Below are 13,713 nucleotides of genomic sequence, written 5' to 3' on the forward strand. Positions count from 1 at the left end.
GATGCTTGCAGAAACCACCTGGGCACAAACCCTGCTGGGGATCCACGCACCGGTACCAGCACGTTGCGGCGCCACGACGCCCCAGCCGCCTGCCGCTGTACGACAGCGCCGCCAAAGCACAGCGGCGGCACCCGCAATGGCCGCCGCTCACGCACAATAGCGCCAGCCCACTGATTGAACCCTGCTGCCATGCCGATAGCTCTGCCGCCCTCCACCCTATCCCCGTCAAGTTCTGTCCCGAGTTCATCATGGCGCAAGCTGCGGTCCGGGCTGGTATGGGTGTGCACCAGCTTTCTGCTCAGCGCATGCGCCAGCAAGCTGCCGGCCCAGGTGGATCGGCCCGCGTCATCGGCCCAGCCCCCGGCGGCCAGCAGCCCGCTGGTGCAGATCAGCCAGCAGCGCCAGAAGGCGGAAAGCAAGGCAGGCCCTGGCGCCTCGGGATTTGAGATTCTGGCCGGTGCGCAAGCGGCCTACGGCGCGCGGCTGGCCTTGGTGCAAGGCGCCAAGTACACGCTGGATGTGCAGTACTACGCGATCCATGCCGACGCCAGCACTGCGCGTTTGCTCGAAGGGGTAGTGAACGCAGCGCGCCGGGGCGTGCGCGTGCGCGTGCTGCTCGATGACTTCCACGGCACCGGGCGCAACGCCCAGGTGATGCGGCTGGCCTTCGAGCCCAATATCGAGATGCGCATGTTCAATCCGCTGCCCGGCGACCGCGACTCGCCGATCAGCCGCATGTGGAATGCGGCCACCGATTTCCAGCGCGCGCAGCAGCGCATGCACAACAAGCTGTTCCTTGCCGACAACACGATGGGCATCATGGGCGGGCGCAATCTCGGCGATGCCTATTTCGACAACGACGAAAGCTCCAATTTCCTCGACACCGATGTGCTCGTCGTGGGACAGGCGGTACAGGACCTGTCCAGCAGTTTCGACACCTACTGGAACAATGAGCGCGCCTACCCGGTGCAGTCGCTCATCAGCAAACAGGAGCTGGAGGACATGCAGAAGACCTTGTTGGCCCGGCCCAGCAAAGGCGGCGACAACGATGCAGCCGACAGCCCTTCTACGCCGGCAGCGCGCGCGGCGACCGGCGGCGCACTGCCTTCCCCGCCGGATGGCGAACCGCGCCCGGGCGGCGCCATCTCCGAAGAGCAGCGTGAACGTGCCTGGGATATGCAGCCGATGGACCTGCGCAGTGTTCCGCTGGTCTGGGCCCACTCGGTGGTGATGGCGGACGCCCCCAGCAAGATACCGTCCGTCGATTCCGATGGCCAGACCAACCCGCTGAGCGCCGCACCGGGCGTGCTGGAGAACAAGCGCCTGGCACAACTGCGCGTGCTGGCCGAAACCCGCAACCCCGGCCACAGCCCCAGCGCGGACTCGGTGGTGGATGGCCTGGTGCAGCTGCTGGGCTATGCCAAAAAGGATTTGCTGATCGTCTCGCCGTATTTCGTGCCCGGCGAAACGATGCGCCAGGCCTTCAAGGATGCCGTGCAGCGCGGCGTGCGGGTGCGCATTCTGACCAACTCGCTGTCCTCCAACGACGCGCCGATTGCGCACATCGGCTATGCCCGCCACCGCGAAAACCTGCTGCGTGATGGTGTCGAGCTGTATGAACTGGTCAGCGACGAAAGTGACCTGCGCGCCGCCTTTGGCCTGGGCAGCGGGCAGAACAGCTTCCGCGAAGGGCGCCGCGTCATGCTGCACAGCAAGGTGCTGGTCCTCGATGGCCAACTGCTGGTCGTCGGATCGATGAACCTGGACCAGCGCTCGAAGTTGCAGAACACCGAGATCGCGGTGCTGGTGCGCAGCCGCAAGCTGTCTGCCCAGGCGGCAGACATGATTGAAAAAGGGCTGGAGAGCGCCGCCTGGCATGTGGTGCTGAAAGATGGCGACCTGGTATGGCAGGCACCGCAAAACAGCCGCCTGAAGGACCAGACCACCGAGCCGGATGCCAGCCTGCCGCTGCGGCTGATGCTCAAGATCATCAGCCCCTTCACGCCCGATTCCTTGCTCTAAGCAGCCACGCCCGTCGAGGCGTGCTGCTGCAAGCCGTCCAGCCAGACGGTGATCGCCGCCTGGTCCGTCATCACCCGCACATGCTGGTAGGCATCCTCGGCTTCAGGAAAGGCCCGGCGCATCAGATTCAGCCATTGCTTCAAGCGGCCGGCGCGCTGGCGCGGCTCCAGGTCCTCGCAGACCAGGTGCCAAAAGCGCAGCAACGCCGGCAGCAGGTCCGGCCACTGCACATCGCGCAGACCGGCGGGCAGCGGCTGGCCATCACGCTCGGCAACCGCTTTGCGGATGCGCCAGGCCAGGCCCGGGTCAGCCACAATGCCACGGCCCAGCATCAGGTCCTGGCAACCGGATTCGGCCTGGCAGCGCAACGCGTCCTCCACGGTCCAGATCTCGCCATTGGCCACGACGGGGATACGCACGGCCTCGCGGATCCGCGCAATCTGGTCCCAGTAAGCAGGCGGGCGGTAGCCATCGAGCTTGGTGCGGCCATGCACGACCAGTTCGCAGGCACCCGCCTCCTGCATCGCCAAGGCGCAGTCCAGCATCAGCGCCCGGTCGTTAAAGCCCAGGCGCATCTTGGCCGAGACCGGCATGGCCGCAGGCACGGCCCCGCGCACGGCGCTGACCACCGCATGGATGGCGGCCGGGTCTTGCAGCAATGCGGCGCCGCCACCATGGCGGTTGACCACCTTGGCCGGGCAGCCAAAATTCAGATCAATGCCCTCGGGCGACAGCGCCGCCAGCTGCACGGCATTGGCCGCCATACTGGCGGCATCACTGCCCAGCAGCTGGGCGCGCACCGGTGTGCCCGCAGCAGTACGGCTGCCGTTGTGCAACTCCGGCATCGTGCGCAGGTAGACCTTGTCAGGCAGCAAGCTGCCGGTAATGCGGATGAACTCCGAGACGCAGCGGTCGGCACCGCCAATGCTGGTGAGCACGTCACGCAGCACGAAATCGAGCAGGCCCTCCATGGGCGCAAGCAACAAGCGCATGGCTGGCCCCGTTCAGCAAGCGCCCAAGGATGGGGCCACTGGCATCATCGGGCAGATCACCAGGCCACCTGCAGGCGCCACAGCGTGGTCATCTCGGCCGCCCGGGCCTGGTGCAGCGGGTTGGCGGCATCCTGGGCCTTGGGGTGGCGGGGGCGGATATGGTTTTTGCCCACCACTTGCAAGCCGGCTTGGGAGATCCAGGTGAGCAGCTCCTCGCGGCTGCGCAGGCCCAGGTGCTCGGCAAAATCGGACAGGATCAGCCAGGCCTCGCCCCCCGGCACCAGGTGTGCCGACACGCCTGCCAGAAAGCCACGCAGCATGCGGCTGCCTTCGTCATAGACCGCACGCTCGACCGGCGCGCTGGGCTTGGCAGGCACCCAAGGCGGGTTGCAGACCACGAGAGCCGCCTTGCCTTCGGGGAACAGATCGGTCTGCGCCAGCTCCACACGCGTGTCCACCCCCAGGCGTTCCAGGTTCTCCTTGGCGCAGGCCAATGCACGCGGATCGGTATCGGTGGCCAGCACTTTCTGGATGCCACGGCGCGCCAGCACGGCAGCGATCACGCCGGTCCCGGTGCCGATGTCATAGGCCAGCGATTGCTTGGCCAGTGCGGTCGGCAGCGGCGCCTGGGCAATCAGGTCGACATACTCGCCCCGCACCGGCGAGAAGACGCCGTAGTGCGGATGGATGCGGTCATAGGCCTTGGGCGCCAGCTTGGCCAGCGCGGGGATTTCCACCCCCTTCTTGCGCCATTCATGGGCGCCCACCAGCGCCTGCAGTTCGCGCAAGGACACCACCTGGGCCACATCGCCCTCAGGCGCGCCCCAGGCATCAGCGCAGGCGGCCTGCACCTGTGGCGCTCGGCGCAGGTGGATGGTGTACTGCGGATCCAGCTCGATCAGCACCATCGACAGCACGCGGGCGCGCTGCGCCTGCAACTGGCGCTGCTGGTGGAAGGGCAATGCCAGCTGCGGCGTGGGCATGCCAGCCACGGCAGGGGCGGCAGGCTTTTTCTTGGCCTTGCGCTCACCGGTCTTGTCCAGCCGGCGCGTCAGCGACTGCAGCAGCATGCGCGCATTTTGAAAGTCACCGCGCCACAACAGCCCCGTGCCTTCGCAGGCCATGCGGTAGGCCACATCGGCGGGCAGGGTGTCATCGGCCAGCACCACGCGGGTGGCAGCGGCAGCGCCCCGCTCGCTGCGCCAGCGCGCGCTGCGGGACTCGCCGCCTTCCTCCCAGTGGATGGTGGGAAAACTCTCTGGCTGGGCAGTGGTCATACAAATGCTTTCTGGGGCAGACCAGCGCGGCGCCAGCTGCCAAGGGGGAAAAAAACAAAGAGGCCGTCCAGGACGGCCTCTTGAGAGCGAGGCATCACCGCCCTGCCAACGCAGCGCCGGTGCATGCCTGGCCAGCAAGGATCAGCGGTTCATCAACGAGCGCTGCATGCGCACTTCTTCGATCTTGATGGCACCGACGGTCGCCGTCTTGGCGGTCGACATCTCACGCTTGAAACCGGCAGACTCATGGAAACGCAGCGCGCGCTCGTTGCGCAGCGGCACCCAGGCGGTCACCGAGGTGCAGCCTTCTTCGGACAGGCCATCACGCGCCGCATCCCACAGCGCTACGCCCACACCCTGGTCCCAGTGGGTGGGGGCTGCATAGATCGCCCAGATCTCACCGGTGGTGGGACGGGTCTTGGCATCGCGCGAACGGTCAAAACCGATGAAACCGACGATCTTGTCGTTTTCAACGGCCACTTGCACCTGCGGCTCGCAGTATTCGATGGCTTCGCGCCAGTAAGCCTGGCGCTTTTCGACGGAAGAGATGGACTTCAGCTGGTCATCGGGCAAAACGCCGCGATAGCTCTCCACCGAAGCGGCGGCATGGATTTGGGCAATGGCTTTGGCATCACGGAGAGTTGCGGGACGAACCTGGATAGTTTCAGACATGGATAACCGAAAACAAAAATCAATGAATTAACCAAAAAGCACGCATATCTCGTCGTACACTGCGACCATCACGCCCGGCCGGGTGTCAAGTGGAGATGGAGCACCCTGAGGCTCAACATCCTCCCACCTGCAACACACCATGGCTCACGCAGCATCAGCAGGCAACAAGGCACTGCTGAGGGCTTTTTTAAGGGCATATGGAAGAGTCAGCGCGTGAACAGCGCGCTGCAGAGATATGGTGCGCGAAAGCCCGCCATTGTCTCACTCCTGACATCATTTGGGTAGCCCCACAACCCGCTTGTAGGTCAATTTGTGCAGGGGTTTGCAAATGGCTGCATTTGCGCTAGGCGTTTACCCGAACCTCAACACCCCATATCCATCAACGGCTTAGCGCATAAAGCTGCGACTCAGCCAACGCACCAGCAGATCAAAGCGCCTGCCATAAGGCGGGTACAGCCAGGCAGCGGCCGACCAGCCGCCTTGACGCAAGACAGGTTTGGCATGCGAAAAGCGCATGAATCCATGGTAGCCATGCAATGCACCCCAACCGCTCCTGCCCCATCCGCCAAACGGCAGCCCGCCATGGGCAAACTGCAGCAGGCAGTCGTTCATGCACATGCCAGCGGCGCGCACGCGCTGGGCCACCTCCCGGCCCTGGCGGCGGTCCTGGCCAAACCAGTACAGCGCCAGCGGTATCTCGCCCTGGTTGATCGCGGCCACTGCTTCCTCGCGGTCGTCGTACTGCAGCATCGGCAGCACCGGCCCAAAGATCTCCTCCTGCATCAGCTGCATCTGCGCGCTGACGCCCAGCACCAGTGATGGCACCAGCTGGCGGCTGATGCCATCGCCGATGCGGCTTTGGGAGACCTCTGCTCCGCCACTTTCGAGCCGGATCACCTGGGCACCCGCCTGCTCGGCTTGGGCCAGCATGCCCAACAAACGGCTCGCATGGGCGGCATGGATGACCGAGGTGTAGTCGGGATTGCCCTGCTGCTGCGGGTACATGTGCTGCACCGCCTGGGCATAGGCCTCGACAAAGGCGGCAGCGCTGCCGCGCGGCAGCAACACATAATCTGGCGCAATGCAGGTCTGGCCGGCATTGAGCAGCTTGGCATGGGCAATCTTGCGCGCCGCATCCTGGATATCGCAGCTTTGCTCCAGCAGGCAGGGCGATTTGCCGCCCAACTCCAAGGTCGTGGGCACCAGCTGGTTGGCGGCGGCCAGCGCCACCTTGCGGCCGGTAGCGGCCGAGCCGGTAAACAGCAGGTGGTCCAGCGGCAACGCAGCCAGCTCGGCGGACGCCCCGGCATCCCCGGCGAGCAAAGCCACCTCGTCATCGGCAAAATAGCTGGGCACCAGCTCGGCGAGCAGGTGCATGGTCTCCGGGGTGTACTCGCTGGGCTTGAGAATCACGCGGTTGCCGGCGGCCAGCGCGCTCACCAGCGGGCCCAACGACAGCAGCAAAGGGTAGTTCCAAGGGGCAATCACCCCCACAACCCCCAGCGGCATGGCCTGCACCCAGGCGCGCGCGGGCCAGAAATGCCAGGGCGTGGCCTCGGGCCGGGGCGCTGCCCAGCGCCGCAGTGCGCCCAGTGCCTGCCGCAACTGGCTGTGCAGCGGCAGCAGCTCCGTCAACGTGGTCACCCGGGCCGAGCGCTGGCCAAAATCGGCCTGCACACTGGCGCACAGCCTCGCTTCGTTGTCCTGCAACAGCTTTTGCAGGCGCAGCAAGCGCTCGCGCCGCAGCAGCAGCGGTGTATCGGCCTGCGCGCGGCTGGCAGCACGCATGGCCTCAAAGCGGCTGTGCAACTCGCTCACATCCATAGCTTGGCCCCATAAAAAAACCCGGTCTGCATCAGGCACAACCGGGCTTTGCACACCAGCAGGCCAACGCCTGCATCAGGTCAGTCAGTGCTGTGAACGGATTTCGCGGGGCTCCACGTCCGTGACATCGATCACGGAAGCGCGCATGCCCGCAGGGCTGGCAGCGGGCTCAGCGGCGCGCGCGCCCTTGTTGGCCGACCAGCGCGCCGTGCTGCGGTAGACCGTGGTCCAGCCCGAGGCAGGGTTCATCTTGAACGCGAACGGCACCACCGGCTTGCCGGTGACCTTGGCCCACAGCAGGCGCACGGCCCACAGCATGGCGGCGATCGCGGCCACCACCATCAGACTGGCAAAAAACACCAGACCCGCCAGCACCATCGCAATCCGCAAAGTCCAGCTCACCACAGTTGCCAACAACTCGTTCAACGCACTTCCTTTCATCGCCGTATGACAGCGCATGCTATCCATGTTATGCCGATGCCGGGCTTTTTCAAGCCCGCCGCACTGTCAACAAGCATATCGCAGCGTAAAGATGCTGGGCCATGCATGGTTATGCATGGCCCCTGACTCAGCGCATTACTGCACTTGCGCCTTGCCAAAATGGAACTCGCCAGGTGCCTGCACCGGATCCACGGTCACCGGGATATTGCTCTTGGGCGGGTAAACCCCCTCGAGCAGCAGCCGGGACAACGGATTCTCAATGCGCTGCTGGATCGCCCGCTTGAGCGGCCGGGCACCAAACACCGGATCGAAGCCCACCTTGGCCAGTTCCGCCATCGCCGCATCGGAGACCTGCAGATGCAGGTCCATCTTCGCCAGGCGATTTTCGAGTTGCTTCAGCTGGATGCGTGCAATCGACTCGATGTGCTGGGCGTCGAGGCCATGGAACACCACGGTCTCATCGATGCGGTTGAGGAATTCGGGACGGAAATGGTTTTTCAGTTCCCCCCAGACCGCGTCTTTTACATCCTCATACGATTCGCCGACCATCGCCTGGATCAGTTGCGAGCCGATATTGCTGGTCATCACGATGACGGTGTTCTTGAAGTCCACCGTGCGGCCCTGGCCATCGGTCAGGCGGCCGTCGTCCAGCACCTGCAGCAGGATATTGAACACGTCCGGATGGGCCTTTTCCACCTCGTCGAGCAAGATCACGCTGTAAGGCTTGCGGCGTACGGCCTCGGTCAGGTAACCGCCTTCGTCATAGCCGACATACCCCGGAGGCGCACCGATGAGGCGCGAGACCGAGTGCTTTTCCATGAACTCGCTCATGTCGATGCGGATCAGGTGGTCTTCGCTGTCAAACAGGAAGCCTGCCAGCGCCTTGCACAGCTCGGTCTTGCCCACGCCGGTGGGGCCCAGGAACAGGAAGGAGCCGGTGGGGCGGTTCGGATCGGACAGGCCCGAGCGCGAACGGCGGATCGCGTTGGAGACGGCGGAGATCGCCTCGTCCTGGCCCACCACGCGCTCATGGAGCTTGTCTTCCATGCGCAGCAGCTTGTCACGCTCGCCCTGCATCATCTTCGACACAGGAATCCCCGTGGCGCGGCTGACCACTTCGGCAATCTCTTCGGCACCCACCTGCGTGCGCAGCAGCTTGTGGCCCTTGTCCTTGGCCCCTTCGCTCTTCTCATCGGCCTGTACTTCAGCCAGCTGCTTTTCCAGCGCGGGCAGCTTGCCGTATTGCAACTCGGCGACCTTGTTGAAGTCACCGCTGCGGGTGGCTTCCTGGATCTGGAAGCGCACTTGGTCCAACTCCTTGCGCAGCTGCTCCGAGCCCATCGCGTCGGCCTTCTCGGCTTTCCAGATCTCTTCCATGTCGGCGTATTCGCGCTCGATCTTCGACAGGTCCTCTTCAATCAGCGACAGGCGCTTTTGCGAGGCCTCGTCCTTTTCCTTCTTCATCGCCTCACGCTCGATCTTGAGCTGGATCGTGCGGCGCTCGAGCTTGTCCATGACCTCGGGCTTGGAGTCGATCTCGATCTTGATCTTGGCCGCAGCCTCGTCGATCAGGTCGATCGCCTTGTCGGGCAGGAAGCGGTCGGTGATATAGCGCGCAGACAGCTCGGCCGCCGCCACGATGGCCGGGTCGGTGATGTCCACACCATGGTGGGCCTCGTACTTTTCCTGCAGGCCGCGCAGAATCGCAATGGTGTCTTCCACCGAGGGCTCGTTGACCAGCACCTTCTGGAAGCGCCGCTCCAGCGCCGCATCCTTCTCGATGTATTTGCGGTACTCGTCCAGGGTGGTGGCGCCAATGCAGTGCAGCTCGCCACGCGACAGCGCAGGCTTGAGCATATTGCCGGCATCCATCGCGCCATCGGCCTTGCCGGCGCCCACCATCGTGTGGATCTCGTCGATGAAGAGAATCACCCGGCCCTCTTCCTGCGCGACTTCCTTGAGCACGGATTTGAGGCGCTCTTCGAAATCGCCCCGGTACTTGGCACCGGCCAGCAGGCCGGCCATGTCCAGCACCAGCACCTTCTTGTCGCGCAAGGTGTCCGGCACTTCACCGGCCACAATGCGCTGGGCCAGGCCTTCGACGATGGCCGTCTTGCCCACGCCAGGCTCACCGATCAGCACCGGATTGTTCTTGCTGCGGCGCTGCAGCACCTGGATGGTGCGGCGGATCTCGTCATCGCGGCCAATGACCGGGTCAAGCTTGCCCAGCTTGGCGCGCTCGGTCAGGTCCAGCGTGTATTTCTTCAGGGCTTCGCGCTGGCTCTCGCCATCGGCACTGTCCATGGCCTGGCCGCCGCGCACGGCGTCGATCGCCGCTTCCAGCGCCTTGCGGCTCAGGCCGCCTTCCTTGACGATGCGGCCCGCCTCCCCCTTGTCATCGGTGAGCGCGAGCAAAAACAGCTCGCTGGCATAGAACTGGTCGCCACGCTTGATGGCCTCCTTCTCGGTGGCCTGCAGCACGCGCTGCAGATCGGGACCCACGGTGACCTGGTCCTGGCCTTGCACCTGCGGCAGGCGCTTGATCGCGTTTTCTGCCGCTGTGCTCATCGCCGTGGCATTGGCGCCTGCGCGCGCCAGCAGCGATTTGGGGCCATCGGGCTGGCGCAGCATGGCCGCCAGCACATGGACCGGTTCGATATAGGCATTGTCATTGCCCAGGGCCAACGATTGGGCGTCGGCCAGCGCTTCTTGAAATTTGGTTGTCAGTTTGTCGATTCGCATGAATGTTCCCACTCAACAATTGTTACTGGGGAATATTTTGCGCTGGACCTCGAATTTTCAAGAACCTCGCCGCACATATAGGTCGTGCCAGCGCACATCGCCAGATGCTGTACGCCTGCTCCTACGGCAGCAACGGTACCCATGGCGGCCCTGCTCCCCGCATCCATTGCAGCAGCAATGTGCCCCTAATTGCTTGCGCCCGGTCAAGACCGGCGCAAACAGGCCGGTCGCTGTCAGCGCTGGGGCCAACCCCAGCGCGCCATCGCGGCCTCATCGCTGACGCGGGCATCAACCCAGCGTGCGCCCTCGGGCGTGTCTTCCTTCTTCCAGAACGGCGCCTCGGTCTTGAGGTAGTCCATCAAGAACTCGCAGGCCTGGAAGCTCTCGCCCCGGTGCGCGGAGGAGACGGCAACCAGCACAATCTGGTCACCTGGCGCCAGCAGCCCCACGCGGTGGATGACGCGGGCGCCAAAGATGTCAAAGCGCTGGCTGGCGGCCTCGACCATCTGGGCAATCGATTTTTCCGTCATGCCGGGGTAGTGCTCCAGCTCCATCGCCGCCACCTGGCTGCCGGCATTGCGGTCGCGCACGGTGCCGACAAAGCTGCAGACCGCGCCGATGCGGCCATCGGCGGCGCGCAGCAGCCGCAACTCCTCGCTCACATCAAAGTCAGCGGTCTGTACGGCGATATGGGTGTGCAGCATGGCAGCGTCTCGGCAAAAAAGGCAACAGGACCCAAGCCTAGCACGGCCATCCGGCGCCTTGCACAAACCAGCGCAGGCGACGGCCGCTTTGCGATTGCGGCACACTAATGCTTTTGCACCCGGCATGGCTTGGACAGATTCCCTGGTCCGCTCCCGGCCCGCCATGGTGCAAGGCCCGTTTTTTATTTGGATGGTTTCCATGCCCAGTCAGACCCTGCAGGCCCACGGCTTCCTGCTCTACCCCAATCCGCGCAACCAGCACCGTATCGTGTTCGAGCACCATGTGTTCGTGCCCTACCCTTACGCGATCATCGACATTCCCGCGATGGACCTGGTCGGCAAGACCAGCGTCTATGCCGCCTGCCGAGAGAGCGATCAGAAGATGGGCCAGGTCGTGACCTTCGAACTGCTGGAGGACGTGGCCCGTTTTGAAAAGCGTTTCACGCCCTGAGAACGCGCCGGCGCGCCCACCACCCACCACACGGACACCCATGCAAGACGGCAGCCAGATCTTTGTCCCTGATTCCTTCATCGCCCTGTTCCAGGGCCGCAACCAGCGCCTGCGCCAGCCGCTCGACGAGATCGCCCAGCGCTATGAGCTCTGCGAAGACCTGGCGCAGATGCTGGTCGAGCAGGCGCAGATCCTCTACCACCAAAGCGCGCCGTCCGAGAGCGCCATTTTGCAGACCATCTACAGCGGTCTGCAGACACCGGACGCCGGCATCAGCGCCGAGGAAGCCCGCTGGGTGGTACTGCGCCTGTCCGAACTGCTGGAATGGAAAGCGCCCGAGTTGCTGCTGCCCAGCCCCGCAGAAGATGGCGCTGCTTGAGGTTTCTTAACCGCCGGTCACCGGCGGAAAAAACGCCACCTCGGCACCCGCTTCCAGTACCGCGCTTTCGTCGCTGAGCACCTGGTTGACGGCGGTGCGCACGGCGCGCCCCCGGGCCAGGCAGCTGGCATAGGGCTCGCCCCGCGCCAGCAGGGCCTCGCGCAGCTCGGCGACGGTGCTGGCGCCGGTGACAAAGGCCTCGCTGCCGCTGCCAATGGCCTCGCGGATGCTTGCAAAATAGCGCAGCTGTACGGTTTTCATGGTCATCGCGTTCTCCCCGTGGGCAGGCCTGGGCTCAGCCCAGCAGCTGGGCAAAGGGCACAAAGCGCACCGTGTCGCCCTGCGCAATCGTCTGGCCGGGCGGGTTGTCGACCAGGCCATCGGCCCAGACGGCCGAGGTCAGCACGCCCGAGCCCTGGTTGGCAAACCGGTCCAGCCCCCCTTGCGCATTGATGCGCACCCGCAAGAACTCGCGGCGCTTGTCGGCACGTGGCCAGTCAAAGTCGGCGCGCATATCGATCGCCTGCGGCGCCAGCGCCTGCACACCCTGCAAGCGCAGCAGAAAAGGCCGCACCAGGAGCGCAAAGGTCACCAAGCTGGAGACCGGGTTGCCCGGCAGGCCGATGACATGGGTCTGGCCCACGCGTCCATACGCAAAGGGTTTGCCCGGCTTGATCGCGATCGCCCACAGATCGAGGCTGCCCAGCGCTTGCACGGCCGGCTTGACATGGTCTTCCTCACCAACGGACACGCCCCCGCTGGTCAGCACCAGGTCGCTGTGCTGCGCCGCATCCTGCAGCGCTGCCACCGTCGCCTCGTAGCTGTCGGGCACGATGCCCATGTCTCGCACTTCGCAGCCCAGGCGCTGCAGCATGGCACGTAAGAAGAAGCGGTTGCTGTTGTAGATGCTGCCGGCGGGCAGGTCCTGGGGTGCCACATCGCCGGGCATGACGAGCTCATCACCGGTGGAGAACAGGGCCACGCGCGGGCGGCGCGCCAGCGGCAAGCGGGCACAGCCCATGCTGGCGGCCAGGCCCAGCTCGGCAGGGCCCAGGCGCGTGCCGGCAGTCAGCACCGTGCTGCCCAGTTGCATGTCCTCGCCGCTTTTGCGGATGTTCTGCCCTGCTTTGACCGGCGCATGGATCTGCACCCGGCCATCGTCCAGCACGCTGCACTCTTCCTGCATCACCACCGCATCGGCGCCCTCTGGCACGGCCGCCCCGGTAAAGATACGGGCGGCGGTGCCGGCAGCCAGCGGCTGGCTGAGGCTGCCTGCCGCGATGCGCTGGCTGACCGGCAAGGCCTGTTCTGGCCCGCTCAGGTCGGCGGCGCGCAGCGCATAGCCATCCATCGCGCTGTTGTCGAAAGGCGGCACCTGCAGCGCAGCGACCAGGTCCTGCGCCAGCACGCGACCGTCGGCATCGAAGGTATTCAGCAGCTCATGGCCTTCCAGCGGCTGGGCATGCGCCAGCAGCTCGGCCAGCGCGGCATCGAGCGATTTCAACGGGGGACGGGGCTGGCTGTTCATCTCAATCATTCCTTGGGTTGGCGGCCGCCTTCAGGCAGGCCGAACATCGATACGGCCCGCTCAGCCGGCGCTATTGATCGCAAAGACACAGCGCGGCGTGTAGGCAAAGCGGTCGCGGTGTGCCAGCAGCCACTGTGCCACGGCGCCGGGCGCATCGCGGGGCAGCTGCGGCAAGGCCGTGGCGGGCAGCAGTTGCCGGGCCGCCGACAGCACCACGGCCTGCACGGCCGCATCCTGCGGGTAAAGCGGCGCCTTGCCACTGGCTTCCGGCGCATTGGCCAGCACTTCCAGCTTGGGCAGGTCACAGTCCTTGAAGCCTTCCACCAGCACCCAGTCCACCTGGCGGTCGAGCTGGGCGATCAGCGCATGCACATCGGGCTCCTGTGTCCGGGGCAGCTCGCGCATCAGCACCACGCGCTGGTCGGAGGCGGCCAGCACCTCGTAGGCGCCCGCCTGGCGGTGGCGCCAGGTGTCCTTGCCGGGCGTGTCGATGTCAAAGCGGTGGTGGGCATGCTTGATGACCGACACCCGCTGGCCCTGCGCGATCAGCACCGGGATGACCTGCTCGATCAAGGTCGTCTTGCCACTGCCGGAATAGCCCGCAAAACACACCACCTGCATACCGACCCTCCTTGATGATCCCACCGCCCGCCCGGCACCCAGGCACGCGGCGGCAGCAAA

13 protein-coding genes are annotated in these 13,713 nt (G+C 65.0%); 3 read left to right on the forward strand and 10 right to left on the reverse strand.

Annotated elements, in window-relative coordinates:
* Positions 1 to 189: 189 nt before the first annotated feature.
* Positions 190 to 2,022 carry a phosphatidylserine/phosphatidylglycerophosphate/cardiolipin synthase family protein gene (locus tag ACCQ08_RS12345; protein ID WP_373449960.1) on the forward strand — a complete coding sequence of 611 codons (1,833 nt, stop codon included), beginning with the start codon at positions 190 to 192 and terminating at the stop codon, positions 2,020 to 2,022.
* Here the strand turns inward: ACCQ08_RS12345 and ACCQ08_RS12350 are convergent.
* From ACCQ08_RS12350 to moaE, 7 genes are all read right to left on the reverse strand, one after another.
* Positions 2,019 to 3,014: a tRNA dihydrouridine synthase gene (locus ACCQ08_RS12350; RefSeq protein ID WP_373449961.1), complete on the reverse strand. Its 996-nt coding sequence runs from the start codon at positions 3,012 to 3,014 to the stop codon at positions 2,019 to 2,021. The two genes, ACCQ08_RS12345 and ACCQ08_RS12350, sit on opposite strands and share 4 nt — an antisense overlap.
* A 56-nt stretch (positions 3,015 to 3,070) precedes the next feature.
* Entirely contained in the window at positions 3,071 to 4,291 is a 1,221-nt protein-coding gene (locus ACCQ08_RS12355; protein WP_373449962.1) for a methyltransferase, read from the reverse strand.
* Between the two features lie 141 nt (positions 4,292 to 4,432).
* The gene (locus ACCQ08_RS12360; RefSeq protein WP_021025922.1) at positions 4,433 to 4,963 is read right to left on the reverse strand and encodes a GNAT family N-acetyltransferase; all 531 of its coding nucleotides are present in this window, start codon (positions 4,961 to 4,963) and stop codon (positions 4,433 to 4,435) included.
* Between the two features lie 387 nt (positions 4,964 to 5,350).
* Positions 5,351 to 6,826: an aldehyde dehydrogenase family protein gene (locus tag ACCQ08_RS12365; protein ID WP_373449963.1), complete on the reverse strand. Its 1,476-nt coding sequence runs from the start codon at positions 6,824 to 6,826 to the stop codon at positions 5,351 to 5,353.
* Between the two features lie 45 nt (positions 6,827 to 6,871).
* Entirely contained in the window at positions 6,872 to 7,213 is a 342-nt protein-coding gene (locus tag ACCQ08_RS12370) for a hypothetical protein (RefSeq protein ID WP_239809151.1), read from the reverse strand.
* A 150-nt stretch (positions 7,214 to 7,363) separates the two neighbouring features.
* The gene (gene clpB / locus ACCQ08_RS12375) at positions 7,364 to 9,970 is read right to left on the reverse strand and encodes an ATP-dependent chaperone ClpB (protein WP_373449964.1); all 2,607 of its coding nucleotides are present in this window, start codon (positions 9,968 to 9,970) and stop codon (positions 7,364 to 7,366) included.
* Positions 9,971 to 10,203: 233 nt separating this feature from the next.
* Positions 10,204 to 10,674 carry a molybdopterin synthase catalytic subunit MoaE gene (gene moaE, locus ACCQ08_RS12380; RefSeq protein ID WP_312413176.1) on the reverse strand — a complete coding sequence of 157 codons (471 nt, stop codon included), beginning with the start codon at positions 10,672 to 10,674 and terminating at the stop codon, positions 10,204 to 10,206.
* Positions 10,675 to 10,873: 199 nt separating this feature from the next.
* Between moaE and ACCQ08_RS12385 the strand changes: the two genes are divergently transcribed.
* Both ACCQ08_RS12385 and ACCQ08_RS12390 read left to right on the forward strand, forming a co-directional pair.
* Complete coding sequence (locus ACCQ08_RS12385; RefSeq protein WP_239809154.1) at positions 10,874 to 11,125, forward strand: hypothetical protein; 252 nt, start codon at positions 10,874 to 10,876, stop codon at positions 11,123 to 11,125.
* 40 nt (positions 11,126 to 11,165) lie between these two features.
* The gene (locus ACCQ08_RS12390; RefSeq protein ID WP_239809155.1) at positions 11,166 to 11,504 is read left to right on the forward strand and encodes a hypothetical protein; all 339 of its coding nucleotides are present in this window, start codon (positions 11,166 to 11,168) and stop codon (positions 11,502 to 11,504) included.
* A 6-nt stretch (positions 11,505 to 11,510) separates the two neighbouring features.
* On the opposite strand, the gene ACCQ08_RS12395 is transcribed toward ACCQ08_RS12390, so the two are convergent.
* Genes ACCQ08_RS12395 through mobB form a run of 3 tightly spaced genes read right to left on the reverse strand, consistent with a single transcriptional unit; the run spans position 11,511 to position 13,653 of the window.
* Positions 11,511 to 11,771 carry a MoaD/ThiS family protein gene (locus ACCQ08_RS12395; RefSeq protein ID WP_373449965.1) on the reverse strand — a complete coding sequence of 87 codons (261 nt, stop codon included), beginning with the start codon at positions 11,769 to 11,771 and terminating at the stop codon, positions 11,511 to 11,513.
* A gap of 28 nt (positions 11,772 to 11,799) precedes the next feature.
* The gene (gene glp / locus ACCQ08_RS12400; RefSeq protein ID WP_373449966.1) at positions 11,800 to 13,032 is read right to left on the reverse strand and encodes a gephyrin-like molybdotransferase Glp; all 1,233 of its coding nucleotides are present in this window, start codon (positions 13,030 to 13,032) and stop codon (positions 11,800 to 11,802) included.
* A 60-nt stretch (positions 13,033 to 13,092) separates the two neighbouring features.
* Positions 13,093 to 13,653, reverse strand: coding sequence for a molybdopterin-guanine dinucleotide biosynthesis protein B (mobB, locus tag ACCQ08_RS12405; protein WP_373449967.1), 561 nt, complete (start codon positions 13,651 to 13,653; stop codon positions 13,093 to 13,095).
* Between the last annotated feature and the right edge of the window lie 60 nt (positions 13,654 to 13,713).

The sequence above is a fragment of the Comamonas sp. SY3 genome (genome assembly GCF_041730275.1).
In the GTDB taxonomy this organism is placed as follows: domain Bacteria; phylum Pseudomonadota; class Gammaproteobacteria; order Burkholderiales; family Burkholderiaceae_C; genus Comamonas; species Comamonas sediminis.

What these genes read in the sequence shown, in the direction of transcription:
- ACCQ08_RS12345 (WP_373449960.1), top strand. Translation starts at nt 190, where the DNA reads ATGCCGATAGCTCTGCCGCCCTCCACCCTATCCCCGTCAAGTTCTGTC.
- ACCQ08_RS12350 (WP_373449961.1), bottom strand. Translation starts at nt 3,014, where the DNA reads ATGCGCTTGTTGCTTGCGCCCATGGAGGGCCTGCTCGATTTCGTGCTG.
- ACCQ08_RS12355 (WP_373449962.1), bottom strand. Translation starts at nt 4,291, where the DNA reads ATGACCACTGCCCAGCCAGAGAGTTTTCCCACCATCCACTGGGAGGAA.
- ACCQ08_RS12360 (WP_021025922.1), bottom strand. Translation starts at nt 4,963, where the DNA reads ATGTCTGAAACTATCCAGGTTCGTCCCGCAACTCTCCGTGATGCCAAA.
- clpB (WP_373449964.1), bottom strand. Translation starts at nt 9,970, where the DNA reads ATGCGAATCGACAAACTGACAACCAAATTTCAAGAAGCGCTGGCCGAC.
- moaE (WP_312413176.1), bottom strand. Translation starts at nt 10,674, where the DNA reads ATGCTGCACACCCATATCGCCGTACAGACCGCTGACTTTGATGTGAGC.
- ACCQ08_RS12385 (WP_239809154.1), top strand. Translation starts at nt 10,874, where the DNA reads ATGCCCAGTCAGACCCTGCAGGCCCACGGCTTCCTGCTCTACCCCAAT.
- ACCQ08_RS12390 (WP_239809155.1), top strand. Translation starts at nt 11,166, where the DNA reads ATGCAAGACGGCAGCCAGATCTTTGTCCCTGATTCCTTCATCGCCCTG.
- ACCQ08_RS12395 (WP_373449965.1), bottom strand. Translation starts at nt 11,771, where the DNA reads ATGACCATGAAAACCGTACAGCTGCGCTATTTTGCAAGCATCCGCGAG.
- glp (WP_373449966.1), bottom strand. Translation starts at nt 13,032, where the DNA reads ATGAACAGCCAGCCCCGTCCCCCGTTGAAATCGCTCGATGCCGCGCTG.
- mobB (WP_373449967.1), bottom strand. Translation starts at nt 13,653, where the DNA reads ATGCAGGTGGTGTGTTTTGCGGGCTATTCCGGCAGTGGCAAGACGACC.